The 24,867-nt window shown below is 66.0% G+C and carries 23 protein-coding genes; 8 read left to right on the forward strand and 15 right to left on the reverse strand.

The genetic code is table 11. From position 1 onward, the window contains the following. Positions 1-52: 52 nt before the first annotated feature. Positions 53-469, forward strand: a complete 417-nt coding sequence (locus tag OG976_RS05230; RefSeq protein WP_328358842.1) for a hypothetical protein — start codon at positions 53-55, stop codon at positions 467-469. Here the strand turns inward: OG976_RS05230 and OG976_RS05235 are convergent. Further along, the gene (locus tag OG976_RS05235; protein ID WP_328358843.1) at positions 385-1,074 is read right to left on the reverse strand and encodes a TetR/AcrR family transcriptional regulator; all 690 of its coding nucleotides are present in this window, start codon (positions 1,072-1,074) and stop codon (positions 385-387) included. The two genes, OG976_RS05230 and OG976_RS05235, sit on opposite strands and share 85 nt — an antisense overlap. A gap of 129 nt (positions 1,075-1,203) precedes the next feature. Between OG976_RS05235 and OG976_RS05240 the strand changes: the two genes are divergently transcribed. Continuing rightward, complete coding sequence (locus OG976_RS05240) at positions 1,204-2,475, forward strand: cytochrome P450 (RefSeq protein ID WP_328358845.1); 1,272 nt, start codon at positions 1,204-1,206, stop codon at positions 2,473-2,475. 83 nt (positions 2,476-2,558) lie between these two features. Here OG976_RS05240 and OG976_RS05245 read toward each other — a convergent pair whose 3' ends face one another. Continuing rightward, entirely contained in the window at positions 2,559-2,966 is a 408-nt protein-coding gene (locus OG976_RS05245; protein ID WP_442930432.1) for a hypothetical protein, read from the reverse strand. A 124-nt stretch (positions 2,967-3,090) separates the two neighbouring features. Between OG976_RS05245 and OG976_RS05250 the strand changes: the two genes are divergently transcribed. Then, positions 3,091-3,840, forward strand: a complete 750-nt coding sequence (locus OG976_RS05250; RefSeq protein WP_328358847.1) for a hypothetical protein — start codon at positions 3,091-3,093, stop codon at positions 3,838-3,840. 12 nt (positions 3,841-3,852) lie between these two features. Here OG976_RS05250 and OG976_RS05255 read toward each other — a convergent pair whose 3' ends face one another. The 11 genes from OG976_RS05255 to OG976_RS05305 form a co-directional block, all read right to left on the reverse strand. Continuing rightward, positions 3,853-4,371 (reverse strand): hypothetical protein, encoded by a 519-nt coding sequence (locus OG976_RS05255; RefSeq protein WP_328358849.1) that lies wholly within the window; start codon positions 4,369-4,371, stop codon positions 3,853-3,855. 28 nt (positions 4,372-4,399) lie between these two features. Continuing rightward, positions 4,400-6,043 carry an MlaD family protein gene (locus OG976_RS05260; RefSeq protein ID WP_328358851.1) on the reverse strand — a complete coding sequence of 548 codons (1,644 nt, stop codon included), beginning with the start codon at positions 6,041-6,043 and terminating at the stop codon, positions 4,400-4,402. Next, positions 6,043-7,317, reverse strand: coding sequence for an MCE family protein (locus OG976_RS05265; RefSeq protein WP_328358852.1), 1,275 nt, complete (start codon positions 7,315-7,317; stop codon positions 6,043-6,045). The genes OG976_RS05260 and OG976_RS05265 overlap by 1 nt, the downstream gene beginning before the upstream one ends. After that, positions 7,317-8,810, reverse strand: a complete 1,494-nt coding sequence (locus OG976_RS05270; RefSeq protein WP_328358854.1) for an MCE family protein — start codon at positions 8,808-8,810, stop codon at positions 7,317-7,319. Before OG976_RS05270 ends, OG976_RS05265 begins: the two co-directional genes overlap by 1 nt. Continuing rightward, positions 8,807-9,904 carry an MCE family protein gene (locus OG976_RS05275; RefSeq protein ID WP_328358856.1) on the reverse strand — a complete coding sequence of 366 codons (1,098 nt, stop codon included), beginning with the start codon at positions 9,902-9,904 and terminating at the stop codon, positions 8,807-8,809. The genes OG976_RS05270 and OG976_RS05275 overlap by 4 nt, the downstream gene beginning before the upstream one ends. Next, on the reverse strand, positions 9,897-10,928 hold the full coding sequence (locus OG976_RS05280; RefSeq protein ID WP_328358858.1) for an MCE family protein: 1,032 nt from the start codon (positions 10,926-10,928) through the stop codon (positions 9,897-9,899). The genes OG976_RS05275 and OG976_RS05280 overlap by 8 nt, the downstream gene beginning before the upstream one ends. Continuing rightward, positions 10,925-12,211 carry an MCE family protein gene (locus OG976_RS05285; protein WP_328358861.1) on the reverse strand — a complete coding sequence of 429 codons (1,287 nt, stop codon included), beginning with the start codon at positions 12,209-12,211 and terminating at the stop codon, positions 10,925-10,927. Before OG976_RS05285 ends, OG976_RS05280 begins: the two co-directional genes overlap by 4 nt. 9 nt (positions 12,212-12,220) lie before the next feature. Continuing rightward, positions 12,221-13,069, reverse strand: coding sequence for an MlaE family ABC transporter permease (locus OG976_RS05290; RefSeq protein WP_328358863.1), 849 nt, complete (start codon positions 13,067-13,069; stop codon positions 12,221-12,223). A gap of 13 nt (positions 13,070-13,082) precedes the next feature. Continuing rightward, positions 13,083-13,892, reverse strand: a complete 810-nt coding sequence (locus OG976_RS05295) for an MlaE family ABC transporter permease (RefSeq protein ID WP_328363173.1) — start codon at positions 13,890-13,892, stop codon at positions 13,083-13,085. A gap of 561 nt (positions 13,893-14,453) precedes the next feature. Then, entirely contained in the window at positions 14,454-15,662 is a 1,209-nt protein-coding gene (locus OG976_RS05300; RefSeq protein WP_328358865.1) for a CaiB/BaiF CoA transferase family protein, read from the reverse strand. After that, on the reverse strand, positions 15,659-17,230 hold the full coding sequence (locus tag OG976_RS05305) for an aldehyde dehydrogenase family protein (protein ID WP_442930433.1): 1,572 nt from the start codon (positions 17,228-17,230) through the stop codon (positions 15,659-15,661). Before OG976_RS05305 ends, OG976_RS05300 begins: the two co-directional genes overlap by 4 nt. A gap of 367 nt (positions 17,231-17,597) precedes the next feature. On the opposite strand from OG976_RS05305, the gene OG976_RS05310 reads away from it, so the two are divergent. From OG976_RS05310 to OG976_RS05320, 3 genes are read left to right on the forward strand one after another with little or no spacing between them, the layout of a single operon-like run. After that, entirely contained in the window at positions 17,598-18,458 is an 861-nt protein-coding gene (locus OG976_RS05310; protein ID WP_328358870.1) for a mycofactocin-coupled SDR family oxidoreductase, read from the forward strand. 36 nt (positions 18,459-18,494) lie between these two features. Next, on the forward strand, positions 18,495-18,692 hold the full coding sequence (locus OG976_RS05315; RefSeq protein WP_328358872.1) for a ferredoxin: 198 nt from the start codon (positions 18,495-18,497) through the stop codon (positions 18,690-18,692). 43 nt (positions 18,693-18,735) lie between these two features. Next, positions 18,736-20,097, forward strand: coding sequence for a cytochrome P450 (locus tag OG976_RS05320; protein WP_328358874.1), 1,362 nt, complete (start codon positions 18,736-18,738; stop codon positions 20,095-20,097). 77 nt (positions 20,098-20,174) lie between these two features. Here OG976_RS05320 and OG976_RS05325 read toward each other — a convergent pair whose 3' ends face one another. Together OG976_RS05325 and OG976_RS05330 are read right to left on the reverse strand one after the other, a co-directional pair. Next, positions 20,175-21,353, reverse strand: coding sequence for an acyl-CoA dehydrogenase family protein (locus tag OG976_RS05325; protein WP_328358875.1), 1,179 nt, complete (start codon positions 21,351-21,353; stop codon positions 20,175-20,177). Beyond that, positions 21,353-22,345: an acyl-CoA dehydrogenase family protein gene (locus OG976_RS05330; protein ID WP_328358878.1), complete on the reverse strand. Its 993-nt coding sequence runs from the start codon at positions 22,343-22,345 to the stop codon at positions 21,353-21,355. Before OG976_RS05330 ends, OG976_RS05325 begins: the two co-directional genes overlap by 1 nt. Positions 22,346-22,600: 255 nt before the next feature. Here OG976_RS05330 and OG976_RS05335 point away from each other — a divergent pair, with 255 nt between their 5' ends. Further along, positions 22,601-23,692: an amidohydrolase family protein gene (locus OG976_RS05335; RefSeq protein ID WP_328358883.1), complete on the forward strand. Its 1,092-nt coding sequence runs from the start codon at positions 22,601-22,603 to the stop codon at positions 23,690-23,692. 28 nt (positions 23,693-23,720) lie between these two features. Next, positions 23,721-24,866: an amidohydrolase family protein gene (locus tag OG976_RS05340; RefSeq protein ID WP_328358885.1), complete on the forward strand. Its 1,146-nt coding sequence runs from the start codon at positions 23,721-23,723 to the stop codon at positions 24,864-24,866. The last annotated feature ends 1 nt before the right edge of the window (position 24,867 follow it).

Genomic DNA, 24,867 nt, shown 5'->3' on the forward strand with positions numbered 1-24,867 from the left:
CTACAATCCGGTAACTGGTTTCGGTGAAGGAGGCGGCGTGCGAGGCTGCGCGATGAGGTTCGTCCGGGTCGGCTCAGCGCTCGTCGTGGCCACTGCCGGAGTCGCCGCCACCGCGGCGACCGCCAGCGCCGAAGACCCGGTTCTGCACCAGGTCACCTACAGCGTCTTCACCGAGCAGCCGTTCGGCGGCGCCCAGATCTACTACCGGGACATCGACCCGCCGAACTGGGCCGACTACAGCCACGACCCCTACCTGTTCAGCCCGAATGTCCAGGCCGACCTCGGGCCGTCGCAGAAGTGGGTCCTCAACGTCTCACTGGCCAACCCCAACGAGTGGGCGATGGTGATGGCCACCAGTGGGCTATCGAAGAATCCGCCCAACTTTCACTGCGTGCTGGCGGTCGACGGTGTGGTCGTCGCCGAGAACTCCGGCGCCAAGGGTGCGCTCTGCTCGCTGCGCCACTGGTGAGCTGAGTCGGCGTCGGGCGCTTGCGGCTCGCCCTCCATCATCGTGAGATAGCGCTCGACGACCTCGATCGTCTCGCGATGCCCGCCGGTGACCCCCAGCGCCTCACCCATCACCAGGACGGTGGACACCCCGGTCATCAGGATCGACCACACCACCGGTGGCACCTCGTCCGGCAGAACCTCGTGACGCTCCAGGGCGGCGACGAACGCTGAGCGCTGCTGCTCGCGGAAGCGCTCAGCGTACTGAGATATCTCGGTACGCAACGCTTTGCGGTGATTGGCCAGCGCCGCCATCTCCATCGTCAGACGACTGGCCGCCGGGTTCAATCCGTGTCGCCACAGCGCCCACAGCGGCTGCGGTGAGCTCAGCGCTCGTTCATGGGCCGCCATGCCCAGATCCGCGTAGCGGCGGAACACCTCCAGGAAGAGGTCGTCCATCGAGCGGAAGTAGTAGTGCACCAACTGGGGCTTGAGCCCGGCCTTCTCGGCGACCCGGCGTGAGGTCACCGCGGCATAGCCCTCTTCGAGCAGCAGGTGTTCGGCGGCGTCGACCAGCGCCACGCGGTTCTTCGCGTCGGGCGCCCCGATCCGCCGCGCCGATGCCATCGCCCCTCCGACTCCCAGAATCAAACACGCCGATCCTACGTGGGCCTTACCCGCCAGCCTTGACCCCGCACTTTACGCCGTGCTAAGCAAGTGCTCAGCATTTTGGCCGCTCGAGGAGGAATTCACCCAATGACCGCTTTCGCCGACGTCGATTTCCTCACCGACCAGACGCTGGTGCCCGACCCGTACCCGTACTACGACTACCTGCGCAATCAGAACCCGGTGCTGCGCCTGGCGCCGCACGGTTTCGTCGCGGTGACCGGCTACGACGAGGCGCTGACGGTCTACAAGAACGTCGACGACTTCTCGTCGATCGTCGCGCTCGGCGGGCCGTTTCCTCCCCTGCCGTTCACCCCCGACGGTGACGACCTCAACGCCCAGATCGACGCGCACCGGACCCAGTTCCCAATGTACGAACACATGGTCACCATGGACCCGCCCGACCACACCAGGGCACGCTCGCTGCTGAGCCGGCTGCTGACACCCAAGCGGCTCAAGGAGAACGAGGACTTCATGTGGCGGCTGGCCGACCGCCAGCTCGACGAGTTCCTCGGCCAGGGCTACGCGGAGTTCCTCGCCGAGTACGCCAAGCCGTTCTCACTGCTGGTGATCGCCGACCTGCTCGGCGTACCCGAGGAGGACCACCAGGAGTTCCGCACGGTGCTCGGCGCCGACCGGCCCGGCGCCCGGGTCGGTTCGCTCGACCACGAATCCGTGGGAACCAACCCGCTGGAGTTCCTCGACGACAAATTCAGCGGCTACCTCGAGGACCGGCGCAGCACGCCCCGCGACGACGTGCTGACCGAGCTGGCCACCGCGAAGTATCCGGACGGTTCCACCCCGGAGATCATCGATGTGGTGCGCACCGCGACGTTCCTGTTCGCCGCCGGCCAGGAGACCACGGCCAAGCTGCTGTCGGGGGCCATCAAGGTACTCGCCGAACGGCCCGACGTGCAGCAGGCACTGCGGTCGGATCGCAGCCTCATCCCGACCTTCATCGAGGAGTCGCTGCGCCTGGAAAGCCCGGTCAAGAGCGACTCCCGGCTGGCACGCCGGTCGACGAAGGTCGGCGATCTCGACGTCGCGGCCGGCACCGTCGTCATGGTGTTGCCCGGGGCGGCCAACCGCGACCCTCGCCGGTTCAGCGATCCCCACGAATTCCAGCTGGGCCGTGCCAACGTGCGTGAGCACATCGCGTTCGGCCGCGGTGTCCACTCCTGCCCCGGCGCGCCCCTGGCCCGGGTCGAGGGCCGGGTCTCACTGGAGCGAATGCTGGACCGGATGGGTGAAATCACGATCGACGCGGACGTGCACGGCCCGGCCGACGAACGCCGCTACAACTACGAACCGACATACATCCTGCGTGGGCTCACCGACATCCACGTCCGGTTCACCCGGTAGCGCCGCACGCCGAGATTGAACCTGCGCAGACCGCTACTCGCACTTCTCCTGCGTGAATTCCATCTCGGCGTCGCAGGCCGCGCTCAGGCGTCGCCGCGCACCCAGATGGACTCGTTGTTCTGGATCCCACAGGTCAGGAAAAGGCCGTCGGGTGCCTGGGCGACCTTGTTCTCGTAGCCGCTGCAGTTGGTGTTGAAGTCCTTGACACCGACCATCGGCGGCGACCGGAAGTAGCGCGGTTCGTAGCGCCGCGGTGAACCGCAGAACACCAGCCGGCCCCAGTTGTTGCGGGTGTCGACGCCGAACACGTAGTAACCGGTGTCGCTGCACGGCGCACCGAGTTCCACCCCGGCGGTGATGCCCGGAGTGCAGAATGCGTCATTGCACTCGGTGGTGTTGACGGGTGCCGCGGCCGGGTCCGCCAACGCCGGGGCCGGCATCAGCAAACCGGCAACCAGGGGCGCGGCCAGAGCTACGACGGTCTTTCGCACCCGACTACTTTCGCACAATCGATAAGCGAATTCTCCCCCTCGGAGAAGAAATCCCGGTCTGTGGAATGCTAGGCGCCAGTACTACGGTCGTGGTCCACCCGACCGCGAAGGACGAGGAGGTCCGATGCCGCCCGGCAAGCGTGAATCCGAAATGCCTGAGGCCGACGACGCCCTCGTGACCGCCGACGAGGCCGACGCTGCCGCTGCCGAGGCCGAGGCGCGCGCTGAGGCCGCCCGCACCCGTGCAGAAGAGCTGCGCCGCAAGCTCGAAGCCGCCGGCGAGTCAGGCAGCGAGCCCGCTACGGCCGAGTCCGATGACAGCGCCGAGGCCGGTGAGACGGCCCCCGAGGCCGAGGCAGTTGCAGTCAGGAAGCGCCGGCTCGGGGTGCCGTCGTGGCGGGCCGTCGCGGCCAGTCTGGTGGCCCTGCTCATCGCCGGCCTGATCGGTGGCACCGGATTCATGCTGTGGGAGCACAAGAAGGCCGCCGACGAGCGTCACCGCACCGCCGAGTACGCCGCCGCAGCCCGCCAGGGTGTGGTCAACCTGATGTCGATGGACTACAACCAGGCCAAGGAGAGCGTGCAGCGCCTCATCGACGACTCGGTGGGCAAGTTCCAGAACAACTTCCAGGAGACCTCCGAGGATCTGATCAAGGCGTTGCAGGACTCCAAGATGATCACCAAGGTGACTGTCAACGATGCCGCAGTCGAGCAGATGGACGACCAGACCGCCGTGGTCCTGGTCGCGGCGACCTCGCATCGCGAAGGGCCCAACGCCCCCAAGGAGGATCAGCAGCCCCGGGTGTGGCGGGTGGTGGTGAGCCTGCAGCGCGATGGCGGCCAGATCAAGATGTCCGACGTCGAATTCTCTTGACGCGCTTGGCCGTTACTGCACGATCCGCTGCAGCCGCACCGGCATCTTGATCACCAGCGGAAGGTTGCGCCCGCAGGCACCGCTGAGCCCGTAGGTCTCGTCGTAGCCCCCGAACATCGAGCCGTCGGACGGATATCGCTGGCCGTTGGCATCGACCACCCAGAACCGGAACTCCTGCTTGCCCGGTGAGGCCGTGCCGTCGGCGCACGGCTCCCAGTTCGCAATGGTGCGCCGGACCACCCAGCGGTCCTCGGTATAGACCATGTCGGCCTCCCAGCCCAGGCTGCTGGTCAGGTGCCCGGTGCACGACGTGGGACTCTCACATGTCGACGTGGTCGTCCACACCTGTCGCACCGTCTGCTCGTCGTGGAACACCTCGTTGGTCTTCGACATACCGCCAACCGAGGTGACCAGGTACTGCCCGGTGAGCTCGATGCCGTAGGGGCCGCTGGCGTGGGCCGGGGCTGCGACACCCGTTGCGGCAACCAGGGTTGCCGCGCAGGCACCGATGGTCACATTGACTGCGCGCATCACGGTATCTCCATTCCGGACCGGCCGCCTACGTCGGCAGCAGGTCCTTCCACGTCTTCGGTGCACCGCCGGCAACCAGACTGGACTGCTGCCGGTACTGACCGTCCGGGGTCAGGTACCGGCCGTTCTGCGGGTCGTAGTACGCGACGGCCAGCTTCGGTGTGCCGGTTGCGTTGGCGCCGTACGAACTCGGCGCGACGGGCACCGCACCGCCATCGGGTGCCGGGGCCGCCGCGGGCCCGGGCAACGGCCCGGCCGGATCAGCCGGGGGCGCCACACCCTCCGGAGCCGGGGGTAGCTGCGCGGCCGCCGGGGCCAACGGCGCCTCGGCGGGTGGGGCCGCCGCAGGGACTGGTCCCGGCGGGCGCGGCGTGCCCTCGAGCGGACCGTAGATGTTGTCGTTGAACGTCACCCGGTCATCCACTGGGATGCCCTGGGACACCAGATTGGGGTCGATGGGATACGGGCCGGTGGCGTGCTGGCGCATCGCCAGCGGCTCGTAGGGCAGGTCGCTCTGGCAGATCTCCACCGTGGGCGCCCGCTTGCCCGGCTTGTCCATGCAGGGGATGTTGCGGGCACCGCGCACCGAAATCGGCGAATCCTGAGGCAGTTTGCAGTAGAGCCCGTCGGGGGTGTCGATATCGGAGAGGTCGGCCGGCGAGCGCCACTGCGACGGCGGCAGGAACCCGACGGTGCACGGCGGCGGGTCGCCGAACATCGCCGAGAACTCGCCCAGCGGCAGTCCGGTGGGGTTGTTCTTCGGCAGGCCGAACGACTGCTGCGCGGCGATGTAGGCAGGCAGGATCACCAGCAGCTGTTCGATACCCGGGTTGTAGGTGACCAGGACCTGACCCACCGTGTTCAGGTTGGCCAGCAGCACCGGCAGCGTCGGCTTGATCTGGTTCAGCAGCGCCGAGGCTTCCGAGACAGCACCCGGTGCGGTCTGCAGGATGTTGCGGATCTGGGGGTCGTTCTTCTGCAGTGTGCCGCTGATGCCGGCGAAGCTGCGAGACCAGATCTTGATCGAGTCGCTGGTCTGAGCCTGGCCGTCCAGCAGTGGTCCGGTGTCGTCGACCAGCGCGCGGGTCTGGTCGGAGATCCCGTTGATGTCGCCGGACAGCTTCGAGGCGGAGTCCAGCAGGGACTGGATGTCGAACCCGGCACCGTTGAAGGCCTTGAACGACTCGTCGAGAAGTTGGGCGATCTTGTTCTGCGGGATGGTGTCGAGCAGCTTGCTGACCTGATCGAGCATCGGCCCGACCGGCTGCGGGATCGAGGCTTCCTTCACCGGGATCACCGAGCCGTCCTGGAGATAGGGCCCGGACTTGGTGCGCGGCACCAGGTCCACGAACTGCTCACCCACCGCGGAGATACTGCGGACGTTGGCCGCCAGGTCGGCCGGAATCTTCGGTGAGGTGTCCAGTGACATCGTGGCAACCGCCCCGGTGTCGGTCAGGTCCACCGACGTCACCTTGCCGATCTGGACGCCGCGATAGGTGACGTTGGAGAACTGGTAGAGCCCGCCGCTGGCGGGCAACTCCAGTTTGACGTTGATCTTGCCCACCCCGAGCAGGGTGGGCACCTGCATATAGGCGAAGAGCATCACCGCCATGCCGATGATCGACGCGATCGTGAAGATGATCAGCTGGTTCCGGACGAAACGCGTCAGCATCAGTGTCCTCCGCTGTAGGGGCCGGCGAAGATCTGATCGACCGCCTCCTGGCTGGGCACCGCGAACAGGCCGCCGAAGGCCGGTGGCACGACCGGCAGGACCGGCCCGTCCACCGGTGGCATCGGCGCTGACGCCGCACTCAGCGGCGCGCCGTCCTCACCCTGCGCCGGCGCCGCGACACCCGCCGACAACGGCTCGTAGGTGTAGTTCAGGTACCACGGATCACCCGGTGCCGGAACGAGTTTCGCATGTTCTTCACCCCACCGGGTACCGAGGAACAGACCGCGCTTGAGCCGTGGCACGGTGAAGTCGAGCACTGCGTACAGATTCATGTAGTCACCGCGCACGGCGCGGTCGATCAGGCCCTGGCTGTACGGGAACGTCGTCGCATAGGCGAGCGCTTTGCCGATGTCGGGTCCGATGTCGGCCAGTCCCTTGAGCGCGGGCTCCAGATTCTTCAGGTTCTGCACCAGGTCGGCCTGCACGTCGTTGACCACCCCGCTCGCGGTGTCGCTGAAGGTGCCGAGCTTGCGCAGCGCGGTGGTCAGCGCGGGGCGCTCCTTGATGAGAACGTCCAGAGCGGGCGGCAATTCGGTCAGTACCCGGTCGATCGCGTCGCTCTGGCCGGCGAACGTACCGGACAACCGGTTCAACGACTTGATGGAGGCGACGATGCTGTCGCGCTGGTCGTCGAGCACACCGACGAAGTTGTCCAGCCGGGTCAGCAGATCCCGGACATCGTCCTCCCGGCCGGACAGCGCGGCGCTGAAGTTGTGGATGATCTCGCTGATCTGGCCCAGCCCACCACCGTTGACCACGGCCGCCACGGCCGAGAGGGTCTGCTCGGTCGACGGGTACTTCGAGGTCTGGCTCAGCGGGATGGTCGCACCGGGAACCAGCCGCCCGCTGGGCTTTTCGCCAAGCGGTGCGTTGAGCGCCACATGCATCGAGCCCAACAGGCTGGTCTGCCCCACGCTCGCGACGGCGTTGGCCGGGATGTCGATATCGGGTTTGACCGAGATCTCGACGTCGGCATGCCAGCCCCGCAGCGACATCTTGCCGACACTGCCGACCACGACGTCGTTCATCAGGACGGGTGAATTGGACTCCAGCGTGCCGACGTTGTCGACCTCGACGTGATAGATGTTCGCGCCGGGGCCGCGGCCGACAGCGCCGGGCAGCGGCAGCGAGTTCAGGCCCTGGAAGGCGCAGCCGGAGGTGAGCATCACCGCGCCTACGGCCACGAGCGTTCCCCGGATCGTCGTTCTACGCATCACGGTGTCCCTTCGGCCGGAAGCGGCGGACCGGGCGGTGCGGCCGGCGCGGCTGCCGCGGGCGGCGGCACGTACGACGGGTCGGGTATCGGCCCGGTCGTCCCCGGCATCAACATTCCCGGCAGGTTCGACACCGTCGGAACCGACTGGCCTGGCAACAGCGCCGGCGACGGATACGCCGGAGCGTGCGCGACGTCAGGTGCGGTCGGCCCGGGCGCGATGGCCGGCGGCTGGCCGTAATTCGGGGGTGCACCCTCGTCGTTGTTCAACCCGGTGTAGGCCGAGACCGCCGGCGGATCCTCCGGACCGCGCGCCGGGCCGGGACCACCCGGGGCCAGCGACGGGTCGGTGTAGACGATGTTGTCCGGGTTGGCCGACTTCATCAGGTACGGGTTGGTCGGGATCGGAATGTAGTTGAAGTTCAGTAGCCGCAGCGCCGGGCCGAGGTACTGCGCGCAGAGCTTGGCCGTCTCCGGCGCGGTGGTGTTCTCCAGCGCTCCGATGGAGCCGCAGATGAATCCGACCGGGCTGGAGAAGTTCGGCAGAGTGAAGCCGCCGCCGAAATCACCGGTGTCCGGGTTGTAGATGTTGTAGCCGTTGGCGAATGCCGTCGGCGAGATGTGCAGCACGTTCTCCAGCGCGGTCTTGTTGTCCACCAGGATCTGGGTGACGTTGCCGAGGCGCTGAATCTGCTCGGAGGTCGGGTCGCGGGTCTCGGAGATGAAGCGCTGCACCTCCCCGATCGCCACGGACAGGTTGGCGATCGCCCCGTCGAGGTCCGAGCTGCTGTCGTTGATGACACTGGTCAGCGTCGCCAACCGATTCTGGAACGCGACGATCTGGACGTTGCTGTCCCGCAGGGTCGTCACGACCGTCTGCAGGTTCTTGATCACGTCGACGATGTTCCCGCTGCCTTCGGCGAGAACCCGGCTGACACTGGAGAATTGGGCGATCGTTTGGCGCAGTTTCTCGCCGTTGCCGTCCAGGGCGTTGGCGGCGCTGTCGATGAACTTGCTGACCGAGGTCGTCGAGACATCACCCTGGGGACCCAAGTCGGTGGCCAGCCGGGTGATCTGGTTCTTGACCTCGTCCCACTCCACCGGAACCGCGGTGCGCTCCTCGGGGATCACGGCGCCGCTGGCCATCTTCTCGCCGCTGTTCTTGCGGTAGGCCGGGGTGAGCTGCAGATAGCGTGCGGCCACCAGGTTCTGCGCCACGATGACGGCTTTGGCATCAGCGGGGATCGGCACGCCGTGATCGATGTTCATCGTGACCCTGGCCTGGGTGCCGTCCGGTTCGATCGAGGTGATCTTGCCGACCTTGACACCCGAGACCCGCACCTCGTCGCCGGCGTAGATGCCGGTGGCGCTCGGGAAGTAGGCGGTGATCTTGGTGGGCGCGAAGTACATCTGCCGCACCAGGAAGGCTGCTCCGGCGAGCAGGAGTACGGCCAGCAGCACCGCTGCCCCGACGGCGAATCGTTTGCGCCTCATGGCTGTCCCCACCGTTCGTTGGGCTGCGGTATGCCGTTGTACGGGAACGGAATCTCGGCGCGCGGTCCGGCGTTGTCCGGCGGCTGGCCGGCGTCGGTGCCGCGGCGGAAGCCGAAGGCGTAGTCGAAGAACGGTTGCAGCAACTGCGCCGGCTGCACGTTGGGCACGAAGGCGTTGTAGTAGAAGCCGCTGGAGACCGTCTCGCCCTGAGTCAGCTCGAACTTGGCCAGACCCGGCAGCGCCTTGGACAGGTTGTCGCGCTGGTTCTCCAGCATCGCCAGCACCGAGTTGAGCCGCTGCAGTGTCGGCGCGAGCGTCTTCTCGTTGTCGTTGACCACCCCGGTGAGCTGCTGGGCCACCGCCGAGGTGTTGGCCAGCAGGCTGGAGATCGCCAGCCGGCGGTCGTTGAGCACCCCGAGGAGGTCATTGCCGTTGAGCAGCAAGGTGTTCAGCTTCTGGCTGCGCTTGCCGAGCACGATACTGACGTCGGCGGCGTTCTTGAGCAGGGAGGCCAGCGAGTCGTTGCGGGCGTTGAGCGACTTGGACAGCCGGGTCACCCCGTCGAAGGTGGGGCCGAGCTGGGGAGCCAGCTGATCGAGGGTGTCCGACAGGGTGTCCAGTGACTGGTTCAACGATGCGGTGTCGGTGCCTGCGGTGTTGGCGGTCAGGTCGCTGACCGCCTCGGTCAGCGAGTAGGGCGAGGATGTCCTGGTGATCGGGATCAGAGTGCGCGGCGCCATCGTGGCGCTGCCCGCCGACTCGAGGGTCAGCACACGCTCGCCGAGCAGGGTGCCGGTGCGGATATGGGCGGTGGTGTCCGAACCGAGCGGCACCTTACCCTTGACCAGGAAGGTGACCAGTGCGTCGCCATTATCGAGGGCAACGTCTTGCACGGTACCGACTTTCATGCCGGAGACCGTGACGTCGTTGCCCGCCAGGATGCCGCCGGCTTCGCTGAACAAGGCCTGGTAGCGGACGTCGGTCGCCGCGGACAGCAGCTTCTCGGGCTGCAGGCCCACCAGGATCACCAGGATGATCAGGGTCGCGCCCACAAAGCCCGCCCTGGCCAGATTCGCTCCGCGGTACTTAAGCATCGGGTTCCGTGCACCTTCCGGTCTCTTGCTTGATCCACGGGAAGACCACTGTCCGGCCCTGCAGGTCGGAGGCCCGCACCGACAGGCCGCAGATGTAGTACTGGATGAAGCTGCCGTAGGCACCCAGGCGCACGAGCTTGCGGTAGTTGCCCGGCATCCGCTTGATCCCGGCCTCCAGGCCGTCCTTGCTGTCGTAGAGAAGCGGCGCAAGGCGATTCGTCTGTTCGACGGCATTGGCCAGCGGTGCCCGCGCCTGGCCGAGCAGACTGGCCAGTGAGGCGGTGCCGTTGTCCAGCGAGGTGATGGCGGTGCCGATCGGGTCGCGGTCGCCGGACAACCCCGAGATCAGCTGCTCCAGCTTGTCGATCGACGCGTCGAACTGTCCGCCGTCCTTGGCCAGCACCCCGACGACCGTGTTGAGGTTGTCGATCAGCTGCGCGATGGTCTGGTCGTTGTCGGCCAGCGCGTTGGAGAACGACGAGGTCTTGGAGAACAGCGACTGCAATGTGCTGCCCTGGCCCTGGAACGCCTGGATCAGAGATGTCGTCAGCGCGTTGACGTCCTGCGGATTAAGGCCCTGGATAACGGGTTTGAGCCCACCGAGCAGCAGGTCGAGATCGAGTGCACCGGCCGTGCGGTCGGCAGGGATCTGGGAGCCTGCGGGCATCACCTTGGTCGACCCGGGGCCGTCGACGAGTTCCAGATAGCGATCGCCGACGAGATTCAGGTACCGGACCGCGGCCTTGGTGCCGGTGGTCAGCACCACGTCGTGGTCGGTGTCGAACGACACCAGCACCGACTTGTCGGGCCGCAACTCGAGGTCATTGACGGTGCCGACCCGGATGCCGGCGATGCGAACCGTGTCGCCGGTCCGCAACCGCGACGCGTCGGCGAACACCGCCGAGTAGCCATTGGTGGAACCGGTCCGGTACTGGCCGAAGATGAAGAACAGCGACGCGGTCAGGATCGACATGATGATGCCGAAGATGACGAACTTGATGAGTGTCCGGTGGCGGCGCATCATCCCGACATTCCCATCTGGGTGGTGTTGCGGGGCGGGCCGTCGATGGGCCCGAACAGAGCCTGCTTGAGCGCGTCGGAGTTCAGCAGGATGCCCTGGTTGCCGTACCGCCAGGGGTTGGCGCCCACATCGGCGACGAGCATCGGCGGCACGTACTCATACGGCACGTTGGGCAATCCCATCTCCTTGCAGATCGGCCGGTCGAGCTTGGCGTTCACCTTGGGGAGGTCCTGCGGCCAGCGGTAGCGCTCGATACCGAGCAGAAAGCTCACCGACACCAGCACGCCGGGTACCGGCAGGGGCGGCGAGGTCGCGAATGGAACGATGCCGCCCAGGCCACACGAGATGTTGTCGTGGTAGCGGGCCAGCAGATCGGTGGTCGGAAGCAGCACGTGGACTGCGCCGGTGAGGCCTTGACGGTTGTCGCCCAGCACTTCGCTGCCCAGATCGGCGAATCCGGCTGCGCTCATCAGTACCGCATCGAGATTCTCCTGCTCGTCGACGATCGACCGGCTGAGCTGTGCGGCGTTGTTGGCGGTGCGCACCAGATCATCGGAGGCATCGGCGTAGGCGTCGGCCACCGCGGGAAAGACCTCGATGTCGTGCTTGAGATTCGGCAGGCTGGGGTCGAGTTTGGCCAGCAGCCGGTCGAAGTCGGTCAGGGTCTGGCCGATCTTCTCCCCACGGCCGCTGAACGCGGTGGACAACGCACCCAGCGTCTCGTTGAGCTTGGCGGGGTCGAGCTTGTTGAGTACCGAAACCAGCTGCTGGAAGACCGTATTGATCTCGACGGTCACATGACCGGCATTGACCACCTGCCCGGGCTGCATCCGCTGCGACGACGGGTCGGCCGGCGCAACGAGTTCGACGAACTTCGAGCCGAACACCGTCGTGGACGCGATGTCGACGAGCACGTTCTCGGGAATGTGGCGCAGCTGGTTGGGATCCATGGCCAGGTGCAGCGCTGCGGTCCCGTCCGGGCGGGCTTCGATCGAGGCCACCTTGCCGACTTGGACGCCACGCATCTTGACCCGTGCGTCGGGGTTCATCACCAGGCCGGCACGATCGGAAATCACAGTCACGGGAACGGTTTTGGTGAAGGAACCACGGAAAAGACCCACCGACACCGCGAAGATCGCGACGATGGCCAGCATGGTGGCCAGCCCCGCAAGCGGACGTGCCGAACTGCGGGAGCCGAAGCTCTGCCCTGGCTTCGCCGCGATGGGCGCTGCGGAGGTTTCGGTTTCGGATCGGTCGACCGGTCCGGGACCCAGATTTCGCGTCACGTCTTCTCCCTATCCGGACAGGTTGAAGTTGCCGTTGGATCCGTAGATGGCCAGCGAGACCAGCAGGGTCACCGAGACCACGACGATCAGCGAGGTCCGCACCGCGTTGCCGACGGCCACTCCCACCCCGGACGGTCCGCCGGTGGCGAAGAAGCCGAAATAGGTGTGGATCAACAGGATTGTGATCGCCATCAACACCGCCTGCAGAAACGACCACAACAAGTCGATCGGATTGAGGAACGTGGTGAAGTAGTGCTCATAGAGTCCACCGGACTGACCGAACAACACCACGGTGGTGAACTGCGAGGCCAGAAAGCTCAAGATCACCGCGATCGAGTACAGCGGCGTGATCGCGATCATCCCGGCCACGATGCGCGTGGAGACCAGATACTCCACCGGCCGGATGCCCATCGACTCCAGCGCGTCGATCTCCTCGTTGATCCGCATCGCCCCGAGCTGAGCCGTGACGCCCGCGCCGAAGGTGGCCGCCAAGCCGATCCCGGCCACCACCGGCGCCGAGATCCGCACATTGATGAACGCCGCCAAAAAGCCGGTCAGCGCCTCGATCCCGATGTTGCCCAACGACGAATAGCCCTGCACCGCCAGCGTCCCGCCGGCCGCCAACGTCAAGAACCCGACGATGACCACCGTGCCACCGATCATCGCCAACGTCCCGGCACCCATCGAGATCTCGGCGATCAACCGAATGATCTCCTTGCGGAAATGGATTGCCGCATGGGGTGTTCCGCCGATGGCGCGGGCGTAGAACAGGGTGTGATCGCCGATGCGGGCAAAGAAGTTGACCGGCCGGTCGATCTGTTTGGCCAGTGTGGGATACGCACCGCGCAGCGTGATCATCGCGTCTCCCGGGTCACCGGCTGGTCATTCGGATGCCGATGGCCGTGACGACCACATTGACCACGAACAACGCCATGAACGCGTACACCACCGTCTCATTGACCGCATTACCCACCGCCTTGGCACCCCCACCGGAAATCGTCAACCCCCGATAACAAGCCACCAACCCCGCGATCAACCCGAACAACGCCGCCTTGACACACGAGATGATCACCTCCGGCACCCCGGTCAACAACGTGATCCCCGCCGCGAACGCCCCCGGATTCACATCCTGAACGAACACCGAAAACACATAGCCACCCAAGATCCCGATGATCACCACCAACGAGTTCAGCAACAACGCCACCAACCCCGACGCCAACATCCGCGGCGTGACCAGACGCTGCACCGGGTTGATCCCCAGCACCTCCATCGCGTCGATCTCCTCACGAATGGTGCGTGACCCCAAATCCGCACACATCGCCGTCGCACCGGCACCGGCCACGATCAACACCGTCACTAACGGGCCCACCTGCGTCACCGCACCAAAGGCCGCACCCGCCCCCGACAGATCCGCCGCGCCCAACTCCCGCAACAAGATATTGAGCGTGAAACTCACCAACACCGTGAACGGAATCGCCACCAACAACGTCGGCGCCAACGACACCCGCGCCACAAACCACGCCTGCTCTAAAAACTCCCGCCACTGAAACGGCTTCCGGAAGATAAACCGCACCGCATCAGCCGACATCGCAAACAACCCACCAATAGCCTGCATCGGCCCGGACACACCACTACGAATAGCGATCCCCGGCGACCACCGATCCGGTCCCTTACCTGCCATCGGCAAACGGTCCTTCCGGGATCTTCGAGATTGCGGCGAAGTCGTCACCTTCATAACTGATTGCCTCACCTGCGGTGAGGGAATGGTGAACTTCAGCAACTTCACCATCGTCCGATGTCAGCCGTGTCATGCTGACCATCGTGTGCGGGGCGCCGTTGCGTCCCGGCCATACCTTCGTGCCGCCGGGGCGCCCGTGCGAAACCCGATCGGGACCGTCCTCGGGGCCCGCCGCATCGTCCACGAAATCTGCTGTTTCCCAGCACGTTTGAGTGTGCGTGTTGGCGCTGTCCCGTCCCGCAGGATCACTGCCCGCGTGCAGGCGCCGAGACCCTTCCGGTTCACTTGAACGCCGCGACACACCACCGGTGTGCGCTATTCGCACACCAGGCGGAGCCACCGCGCTCGCGTGCACATAGCGCTCGACCGGCAAACAATGGACCGGGCCCGGCCGCGGTGTGACCGTCACCGCAGCCCCGGCTGTGCTGCGACGTGGGTCACAGGCCACTGAAGGTAGGTGCGCGCCAGCGGCGATGAGGTTCGACATGGGATCTCCGGCGCTGCCTACGTGACCGCGCCGGCGGTCTTGAGTTCGATGATGCGGTCCCAGTCCAGGCCGATCTCCTCGAGGATCTCGTCGGTCTGTTCGGCGAAAGCAGGAGCCGGCCCGCTGCGTGGTGCCGCGACGTCGAACTGCACCGGGTTGGACACCAACTCCAGTTCGCCTGCCTGCACCAGATACTCGTTGGCCCGGACCTGAGCGTCGGCGGCGGCCTGCAAGGTGTCCTGCACCGGCGCCCACGGGCCGGCCAGGGTGGCGAACCGCGTCGACCACTCGGCCAGGGTGCGGGTGGCCATGGCCTTCCCGAGGATCTCCACCGCGTCGGCGGTGTGGGCGGCGATCTGCTCCGCCGTGCCGAACCGCGGATCGTCGATGTAGTCGGTGATCTCCATGTGGCGGCACACATCCGCCCAGAACTTCGTCGGCTGCATCATCACGAACGAGATGTAGCGCCCGTCGGCGGTTTCGTAGAGACCGACCAGAGGATTGATGGGCGAACCGTGCACGCCGGGCACCGGAGCCACCATCCGCTCCCCCAGATGCTGGGTCAGCGCGATGGTGTGGCCCATCGCCCACAGGCCGCTGCCCAGCAGCGACACGTCGACCACCGACGGCTCGCCGGTGCGTTCCCGCTTGAACAGGGCCGCGGCGATCCCGCCGGCCAGATTCGTGCCGGAGATGGTGTCGCCGTAGGCAGGCCCGGGCGGTCCGATCATGCCTTCGATCCCAGGCGGGGTGATGGTGGCGGCGGTACCGGCTCGGCACCAGAAGGCGGTCATGTCATAGCCGCCCTTCTCTGATTCCTGCCCGCGCGGGCCGAAGGCACTGCCGCGCGCGTAGATGATCTTCGGGTTGACCGCCCGGATGTCGTCGACGTCGATGCCGAACTTGCGGCGATGCCCGGGCAGGAAGCTGGTGAGGAAGACATCCGAACGCCGGACGAGTTCGAGCAGCACCTCCCGGCCACCCGACACCGACATATCCAGCCCGATGCTGCGTTTTCCCCGATTGGCATGTTCCACATTGGGATTCGGGTCACCCTCGACCCGCAGCGGGCCGGTCTGGCGCAGACCGCGTTGCGGGTCGCCGGTCACCGCATGCTCGACCTTGACTACTTCGGCGCCCCACTCACCGAGCACCGCGCCGCACGACGGCACGAAGCCGTACATCGCGACCTCGAGGACCCGCACACCCGCCAGCGGACCGCTCACGCTGTGCCCTCTTCTCTTCGCGCAAGCGGCTCATCGACAACCTCAGCGAGGGTCTTGCCCTCCAGGAATTCCTCGAGGCCGGCCACACCCATCTCGCGGCCGACACCGGACTGCTTGTACCCGCCGAACGGCGTGTCCGGGCCGAAGTAGTTGCCACCGTTGATGCCCATGGTGCCGGTGCGGATGCGCCGGGCGATGGCGCGCGCCCGTTCCTGGGCGCCGAACACCCCGCCGGACAGACCGTAGATGGAGTTGTTGGCGATGCGCACCGCGTCGTCGTCATCGTCGTAGGCGAGCACGGCCAGCACCGGCCCGAAGATCTCCTCCTGGGCGATCTCACTGTCCGGATCGACATTGGTCAGCAGCGTGGGCTCGTAGAAGAAGCCCGGCCCCCCGACCTTGTTGCCGCCGGTGACCAGGGTCGCCCCGGCCGCCACGGCTCGCTTGACGATGCCGTCGACCTTGTCGCGCTGGGTCTCGCTGATCAGCGGTCCCATATAGGTAGCCGGGTCGGTGGGGTCGCCGTAGTTGATCATGCCCATGAAGTTCTTGACCTGCTCGACGATCTCGTCGTGGTGGCTGCGCGGCACCAGCAGTCGGGTGGTGATGGCACAGCCCTGCCCGGCGTGCGAGCAGATCATGAAGGCCGCCATCATCGCGCAGGTGTTGAAGTCGGCGTCGTCGAGCACGATCATCGCCGACTTGCCACCCAGTTCGAGGAACACCTTCTTGATGGTCTCGGCAGCGGCGGCCATGATCTTGCGGCCGGTGGCCGTCGATCCGGTAAACGTCACGACATCCACGTCGGGGCTCGTGGTCAGCGCTGCGCCGACCGCGGCGTCGGTCGAACTGATCACGTTGACCACACCGTCGGGGATGTCGGTGTACTTGGCGATGACCTCGCCGAGCGCCAAGGTGGTCAGCGGCGTGTCCGGCGCAGCTTTGAGCACCACCGTGCACCCGGCGGCAAGCGCCGGACCCAGCTTGGCCAGTGCCAGCTGGTTGGGATAGTTGTAGGCGATGATCGCCGCGACGACACCGGCGGCTTCTTTTTCCACCCACCGGTGGTGACGCTGCCCGCGGCTCTCAATCTCGCCGAGGTCCTCGGTCAGCGGGTAGGTCTTCAACAGGTCCGCGTAGTAGCCGACGATCCTGATGGGGTCGTCGAGCTGGGCGCTTTCGGTGAGGGCGCGGGTGGCGCCGACTTCGGCGATGGTGATGGCACGCAGTTCGTCGCTGTGCTCGAGCAGGGCCGTGTGGAGCTGGTCCATACAGCGGATCCGACGCTCGACGTTGGTCGACCAGTCGGTGGTGTCGAATACCGTGCGGGCGGCGGCGATGGCGCGCTGCGCGTCGGCGAGATCGGCATTGGGTGCGTATCCGACGATGTCACCCGTGGCCGGGTTGAGCGAGGCATAGGTCTGGGCGGCGCCGACCAACTGGCCGTCGATCAGCATGAGCCGGCCGCAAGCCTGGTCACCCTGCGCTGGTTGGCCGCCCGCAACGGTCGCCGTCGTGTCCACAGGAAACCAGCCTCTCCCACGAAATTCTGATAACTCGGTTCTCATCTTCGGCGAATCATACATTCGGGGAACGAGAACTCAAGCCGCCTTGAGCCATCCCGCCCCGACCTGCGGGGGTCGGTTGGATGCCGCGTCGCGCATCCATACCCGCAGTTAGACAGATTGCGCCGATGTGTCTTGCGAAATGCGTCACACCGAGAGTACCGTTCTCATTCCAGAAAGGGAGATTCTTGGACAGTGAGATCGCGTCGGTTCAGCTACACCCTGACCACTGCCGGGTGACCACTGCCGAGCTCACCCCGCTGCACGCCCCGCACTCCTCTATCGCCGGCGTGGCGCGCCTCCCCCGGTCCGCGGTCTGAGCGCACCGGTCAAACAGCCGATCCTCCAGAGCAATTGAAAGGAACACACCGTGGGACGAGTCCAAGGCAAAGTCGCATTCATCACCGGTGCCGCGCGCGGGCAGGGACGTAGCCATGCCCTGCGCCTGGCCGAAGAGGGTGCCGACATCATCGCCATCGACTTGTGCAAGGACGTCGCGACCATCGGGTATCCGATGGCCACCCCCGAAGACCTGGAGGAGACCGCGGAGCTGGTCAAGAAGACCGGCCGCGGCATCGTCACCGCGCAGGCCGACGTCCGGGAGGCCGGCCAGCTCAAGGACGCCCTCGATCGCGGACTGGCCGAGTTCGGCAAGGTCGACATCGTCGTGGCGCAGGCCGGCATCGCCGGGATGAAGGGCGAGCCACCCCTGCAGGCCTGGTGCGACGTGATCAACACCAACCTGATCGGGACCATCAACGCGATCCAGGTGGCGCTGCCGCATCTGGAGGAGGGCGCCTCGATCGTCGCCACCGGCTCCACCGCGGCACTGATGGACGCCCATCAGAAGGACAACCCGGGAGCCGATCCCGGCGGCATGTCCTACATGGTGGCCAAGCGCCTGCTGTCCAACTACGTCCACGATCTGGCGACCGAAGTCGCCGTGCGGGGAATCCGCGCCAACGTCGTGCACCCGACGAACTGCAACACCGACATGCTGCAGAGCGAACCGATGTACCGCTCGTTCCGTCCGGATCTCGAACACCCGACCCGGGCCGACGCCGAGCCCGTATTCGGTGTCCAGCAGGCGATGAAGGTCAACTACGTCGAGCCCCTGGACATCAGCAACGCCGTGCTGTGGCTGGCTTCCGACGAGGCCCGCTACGTCACCGGAATGCAGCTGCGGGTCGATGCCGGCGGCTACCTCAAGTGGTACGACTACCACGTCTGATACGCAGCACGACAGCCGACAACGGAAGGATGAGCCGTGAAGGTTCGGGTAGATCAGGACCGCTGCCAGGGGCACACCCTGTGCGCCATGATCGCTCCAGAGATGTTCGTACTCAGCGACATTGACGGCAGCTCGTCGCCGGTGACCGAAGTGGTCCCGGCTGATCAGGAGGCCCTCGTCCGGGAGGCCGCGCAGTCGTGTCCGGAACAGGCAATCCTCATCGACGAGGACTGACCGAGAACCCACCGCCCTACCAGAAGTCAAGGGAGACAGCGCCTTGAGCGTCGACGACATCACCACAGATGACGAGCGGAAGCAACCTCGCTACCACTTCGACCGGCACACCCCGGAGTACCGGGTGCAGTTCGAGAAGATCACCGAGGAGATGCACGAGAAGTGCCCGATCGCATGGTCGGACAGCTATGGCGGTCACTGGGTGGCGGCAGGCAGCAACGCGGTCTTCGAACTCGCTCGCTGCCCGCACATCTCCAACGACCACGACATCAACGGAGAACGCAGCGGCTACAAGGGGATCTCGATTCCCACCAGCCGGCGGGTGGTGACCCGCGGTGGCATGCTCGAGATGGACGATCCGGAGCACCGCGTCTATCGCAACGTGCTCAACCCCTACCTGTCACCGGCGGCGGTGGCCCGGTGGGAGCCGTTCGTGCATGAGATCGTGCGGGCCAGCATCGACGAGAAGATCGAGACCGGGCGCATCGACTTCATCGACGATCTGGCCAACGTGGTGCCCGCCGTCCTGACGATGGCATTGCTCGGTATCCCACTGAAGAACTGGACCATCTACTGCGAGCCGACCCATGCGGCGATCTACACCCCCGAGCACTCCCCCGACGCCGAACGGGTGGCGCAGCAGCATCGCGAGATGGGCATCGACCTGATCACCCGCATGAACGAGGCGAAGCAGAGTCCACGGCCCGGACTGCTCAATGCGCTGATCAATCTGCGCGTCGACGGCGAACCCGCGCCGGACATGGAGATCCTCGGCATGCTGGGCCTGATCATCGGCGGCGGCTTCGACACCACTACCGCCTTGACCGCCCATGCGCTGGAATGGCTTTCGGAACATCCCGACGAGCGCGAGCGGCTCAGCCGCGAGCGTGACACCCTGCTCGACCCGGCCACCGAAGAGTTCCTCCGGTTCTACACCCCCGCACCCGGCGACGGCCGGACCTTCTCCGACGACGTCGACCTCGAAGGCCACCGGTTCAAGGAGGGTGAGCGGGTGTGGATCTCGTGGGCGATGGCCAACCGCGATCCGGCGGTGTTCCACGACCCGAACGACGTGATCCTGGACCGAAAAGGTAACCGGCACTTCAGCTTCGGCATCGGTGTACACCGCTGCATCGGCTCCAATGTCGCCCGCACGGTGTTCAAGGACATGCTCACCAGCGTCCTGGACCGGATGCCGGACTACACCTGCGACCCCGAAGGCACAGTGCACTACGACACCATCGGGGTGATCCAGGGCATGCGGAAACTGCCCGCGACGTTCACCCCCGGCCGGCGGCTGGGCCCCGGATTGGACGAGACGCTGGAGAAGCTGCAGCGGATCTGCGACGAGCAGGAGCTGGCCCGCCCGATCACCGAGCGCAAGGAGGCCGCGGTCATCGACTGACCGCGGGCGTTGAGTGAGGAACCACGCACAAGAAGTGCGAGTGGAAAGCTGCGAGGTTCCTCACTCAACGAGTGGTGTCATTTACCGCGCGGCAGACCCAGCACCTGCTGGGCGATGATGTTGCGCTGGATCTCCGAGGTGCCGCCGGCGATGGTGCCCGAGAAGCTGCGGGCGTGCCGCTCGAACCAGCTGGCGAAGTAGTGGTCGAGGTTCATGTGTGCGTACGGGCCGGTGGTCGATGGATGGATCAAACCATCGGAACCCGCTGCGGACAAGGCTGTTTCGGATGCCCGCAGCTCCGCCTCGGAGCCGAACAGCTTCAGCACCGACACCGACGCGACGTCGACCTCGCCCCGCGCGGCCTTGGCCAGCCCGGCCGAGCCCATCAGGCGCAGCGCCTGGTAGTCCATGATCATCGACGCGTACTGATCCTTCTCCAGCGGCGTGCGCGGCCGGAAGTCGCCGATCATGTTGGCGATCCGGTCGGCGAAGCCCAGCCACATCATGGTGCGCTCGTGGCCCAGTGAGCCGTTGGCCACTCCCCAGCCGCCGTTGAGCGGTCCCACGAGGTTCTCGGCCGGAACCCGGACATCGGTGAAGAAGACCTCGTTGAAGTCCTTGTCGTCGATCCCGCAGATCGACGGGAACGGCCGGCAGACCACGCCCGGCAGGTCGGTCGGGATGATCAGCACGCTGATCCCCTTGTGCTTGGGGGCGTCTGGGTCGGTGCGCACGAAGGTCAGCAGGAAGTCCGCGTCATGGGCGCCGGAAGTCCAGACCTTCTGCCCGTTGACCACGAAGTCGTCGCCGTCCAAGACGGCCCTGGTGCGCAGCGAGGCCAGATCCGAACCCGCGCTGGGCTCGCTCATACCCAGCGACGCGGTCTTCTCTCCCTTGAGAACGGGAACCGCCCAGCGGTGCTTCTGCTCGTCGGATCCGAACGAAATCAGCGAAGCGGCAACGATATTGACGCCCTGCGGATTGAAGCTGTGGTAGATCCGGCGGCGGCAGAGTTCCTCGAGATGGACGAACTGCTGCAGGATGGTCGCGTTGCGGCCGCCGAACTCCGGCGGCTGGCCGGGCAGCAACCAGCCGTTGTCGAACAACAGCCGCTGCCAGCGCCGCGCCCAGGCCGGCATGTGCGACACCGACCGGGGCCGCTCAAGCGTCTCGGCCTCGTCGGGCAGGTTGGCATCGAGGAAGTCGCTGAACTGCGTGCGGAACTCCTCGACATCGGGATCAAAGGTGAGTTGCATCAGTCCTCCTTGTATTCCTCGGCGATCATCGCGCGGTGTTCGGCTGCGCCGCCGAGCATCAGCTCGCCGACCTTGGCCCTCTTGAGCGCGAATTGGACATCGTTCTCCCAGGTGAATCCCATAGCGCCGAAGAGCTGCAGGCCATGGCGGAACACCACCGACTGGCAGTCCCCCGCGGCGGCCTTGGCCATCGCGGCGGCCAGCCGCCGGCGCGGGTCGTCGGCACTGATCGTCAGCGCCGCGAAGTAGGCCAGCGCACGCGCGCGCTCGATCGCGACGTGCATATCGACGGCCTTGTGCTGGACGGCCTGGAACGACCCGATCGGGACGCCGAACTGGTGGCGGTCGCGGACGTGTTGCAGCGCAAGATCCAGCACCCGCTGACAGGCGCCGACCGTCGTAATCGCGATCCCCATCAGGGCGACATGGCGGGCGCGCTCCGGGTCGGAACGCAGCCGCTCGGCGTCGGCGACCCGCACGTCGGCGAAACCCACGTCGGCCACGTGCAGTACGGGGTCGAAGACCGTGTTGCGGGTGACGGTGATCGCCGACCAGTCGACGAGGAAGACACCACCGTCGGTCACCACCGCGAACTTCTCGGCACGGTCCCCGTCCAGCACGTGGCGGGCGGTTCCGCGCAGTACCCAACCGTCGGCATCGCGGTGGGCGGTGACTCCGTCGTAGACCGCGGCGCCGGCCAACTGTGGGTCGTAGCGATCACCGGCCAGCGGCGCGAACTGCGTCACGGTGGCAAGGAACGGGGTGGGATCGGTTGCCCGGCCGAGTTCCTCGAGGACGATCGCCAACTCGACTGCCGTCCCGGGTTCGTTGAGCTCGGTCCAGCCCTGCTCGACGTAGGAGCCCCACAACGGCGCGGGGTCCACGCCGTTCTCGGCGATGCCGCGGATCAACGAGACCGGACACTGCTTGGCGACGGCGTCACGCACGGTGTCCTGCCACAGACGCTGATCAGCATCGAATTCCAGTAGCACCCAACTTCTCCTGTCCTGCTACCCGACGATGGAAACCCTATTCTCTTTTATCGAGTTGTTGATTCTCGCAATCCGGCATTGCACTCTACCGGGCAATTTCCTTGCTGCCTACCGCTCGGTGAGGCAGAGTGGTAACGAGGTTCTACTCTCCATAGTGAGAACACTATTCTTGCATCGCAAGAACTTGGATTTACACTATGGGGGTTCGGGAACCGCACGCTGCGGCGGGCACCGGGCAGACGGAAGGCGGGTTTGGTGATCGAGCACCACGACGGGACGACGACGCCCCTCATCGACGCGAGTGTGCACATCTTCTTCGGGTCGACGCCCGAGCTCCGGACGGTGATGCGCGAGCCGTTCAAGAGCCGTGGCTTCCCCGACTACGAGATGGACTGGTACGGCGCTCCCGGCGGTGAGTACGTCAAGGGCTCCCGCGGGCCCGACGGCCAATACCCCGGATCCGATCCCGACATCGTCGCCAAGCATCTGTTCGCCGACCGCGGTGTCGACGTCGCGGTGCTGCACCCGATGGGCCGCGGCATCATGCCCGACCGCCATCTGGGCACCGCGATCCTGGCCGCCCACAACGAGATGATGGTCTCGCGCTGGCTGGAGCACCCCGAGCACGGGCCGCGGTTCCGGGGCACCATCCGGGTGAACCCCGACGACATCAGCGGCGCGCTGCGCGAGATCGACAAGTACAAGAACCATCCCCAGGTCGTGCAGATCGGCATCCCGCTGCAATCACGCGAGCTCTACGGCAAGCCCCAGTTCTGGGAACTGTGGGAGGCCGCGGTCGACGCGGGCCTGCCGGTGGCCACTCACATCGAGACGGGCGAGGGCATCGCGTTCCCGCCGACACCGTCGGGACACACCCGCACCTTCGAGCAGTACCTGGGCTTCATGTCGCTCAACTACGTCTACCACCTGCTGAACATGATCGCCGAGGGCGTGTTCGAGCGGTTCCCGGACCTGAAGTTCGTCTGGGCCGACGGCGCCGCCGACATGATCACGCCGTTCATCTGGCGGATGGACTGCTTCGGGCGCCCACACCTGGAACAGACCCCGTGGGCGCCGAAGATGCCCAGCGACTATCTGCCCGGCCACGTCTACTTCATCCACAACAGCCTCGACGGACCCGGTGACGCCGAGTTCGCCGACGAGTGGCTGTCGTTCACCGGCAAGGACGACATGCTGATGTTCGGCTCGAGCTACCCGCACTGGCACTGCGGTGATGCCCGGTCCCTGCCCGCGGCGTGGACCGCCGAGCAGCGGGCGAAGGTCTGCTGGCGCAACGCCGCCGGACTCTATGGCATCGACATCCCGGCCCCCGTCGGAACACGCTGAGTCGCACAGAAGGTACAAGGAGACCACGATGACTGCCATTGAAACCCGGGACCGGGTCACCCCCACCGAACGCGTCGCGGTGCGCTGCGTCGACTCCGACGTCCACCCGGTACCGCGCCGCGGAGTTCTGCAGGACTACATCCCGGAGCCGTTGCGCAGCAAGTACTTCATGAACCACCGGGTCGGCGAACTGATCTACTACGACGCCCCCGACTACGCGCACGCCTACGCCATGCGTCTGGACACCTTCCCCGATGACGGCGAATTCGCCTGCACCGACCCCGATCTGGCCTTCCGTCAGGCGATCATGGAGGCCGGCGCCGACATCGCCGTGCTGGAGCCGACACACGGAACATGCCGGCTTCCGGAGGCCACCGCCGCGCTGTCCTACGCCCACAACGCCTGGCAGGCCGAGAACTGGCTGGACAGCCACAACAACTGGCACGAGCGCTGGCGCGGGTCGATCTGCGTGGCCATCGAGGATCCCGAGGGCGCGGCCCGCGAGATCGAGAAGTGGGCCGGGCACCCCTACATGGTCCAGGCACTGATCAAGGCCGAACCCCGTCCGTCGTGGGGCGATCCGAAATACGACCCGATCTGGCAGGCCGCCACCAAACACGACATCGTCGTGAGCTGCCACCTGTCCCGTGGGGTCTACGAGACCCTGCCGATCCCGCCGGTGGGCTTCCCGAGCTACAACCACGACTTCATGGTGAGCTACTCGCTGACCGCGGCCAATCAGGTGATGAGCCTGATCTTCGACGGCGTCTTCGACCGCTACCCGGGCCTGCGAATCGTGTTCGTGGAACACGCCTTCAACTGGATCCTGCCGCTGATGTGGCGGATGGACGCCATCTACGAAGCCCGCAAGAACTGGGTGGAGATCAAGCGCAAGCCCAGCGAGTACGTCAAAGACCACATCAAGTTCACCACCCAGCCGCTGGACTACCCCGAAGACAAGACCGAGTTGCTGCGGGCCTTCGAATGGATGGAATGCGAGAAGATCCTGCTGTTCTCCTCGGACTACCCGCACTGGACCTACGACGACCCGCGCTGGCTGGTCAAGCACCTACCCGAACACGCCAGGGAGGCGGTCATGTTCCGCAACGGCATCGAGACCTACAAACTCCCCGACACCGTTCCGGCCATCGAAGGCCAGATGCGGGTCTTCTGAG

The sequence above is a fragment of the Mycobacterium sp. NBC_00419 genome, assembly GCF_036023875.1.
Classification (GTDB): Bacteria; Actinomycetota; Actinomycetes; order Mycobacteriales; family Mycobacteriaceae; genus Mycobacterium.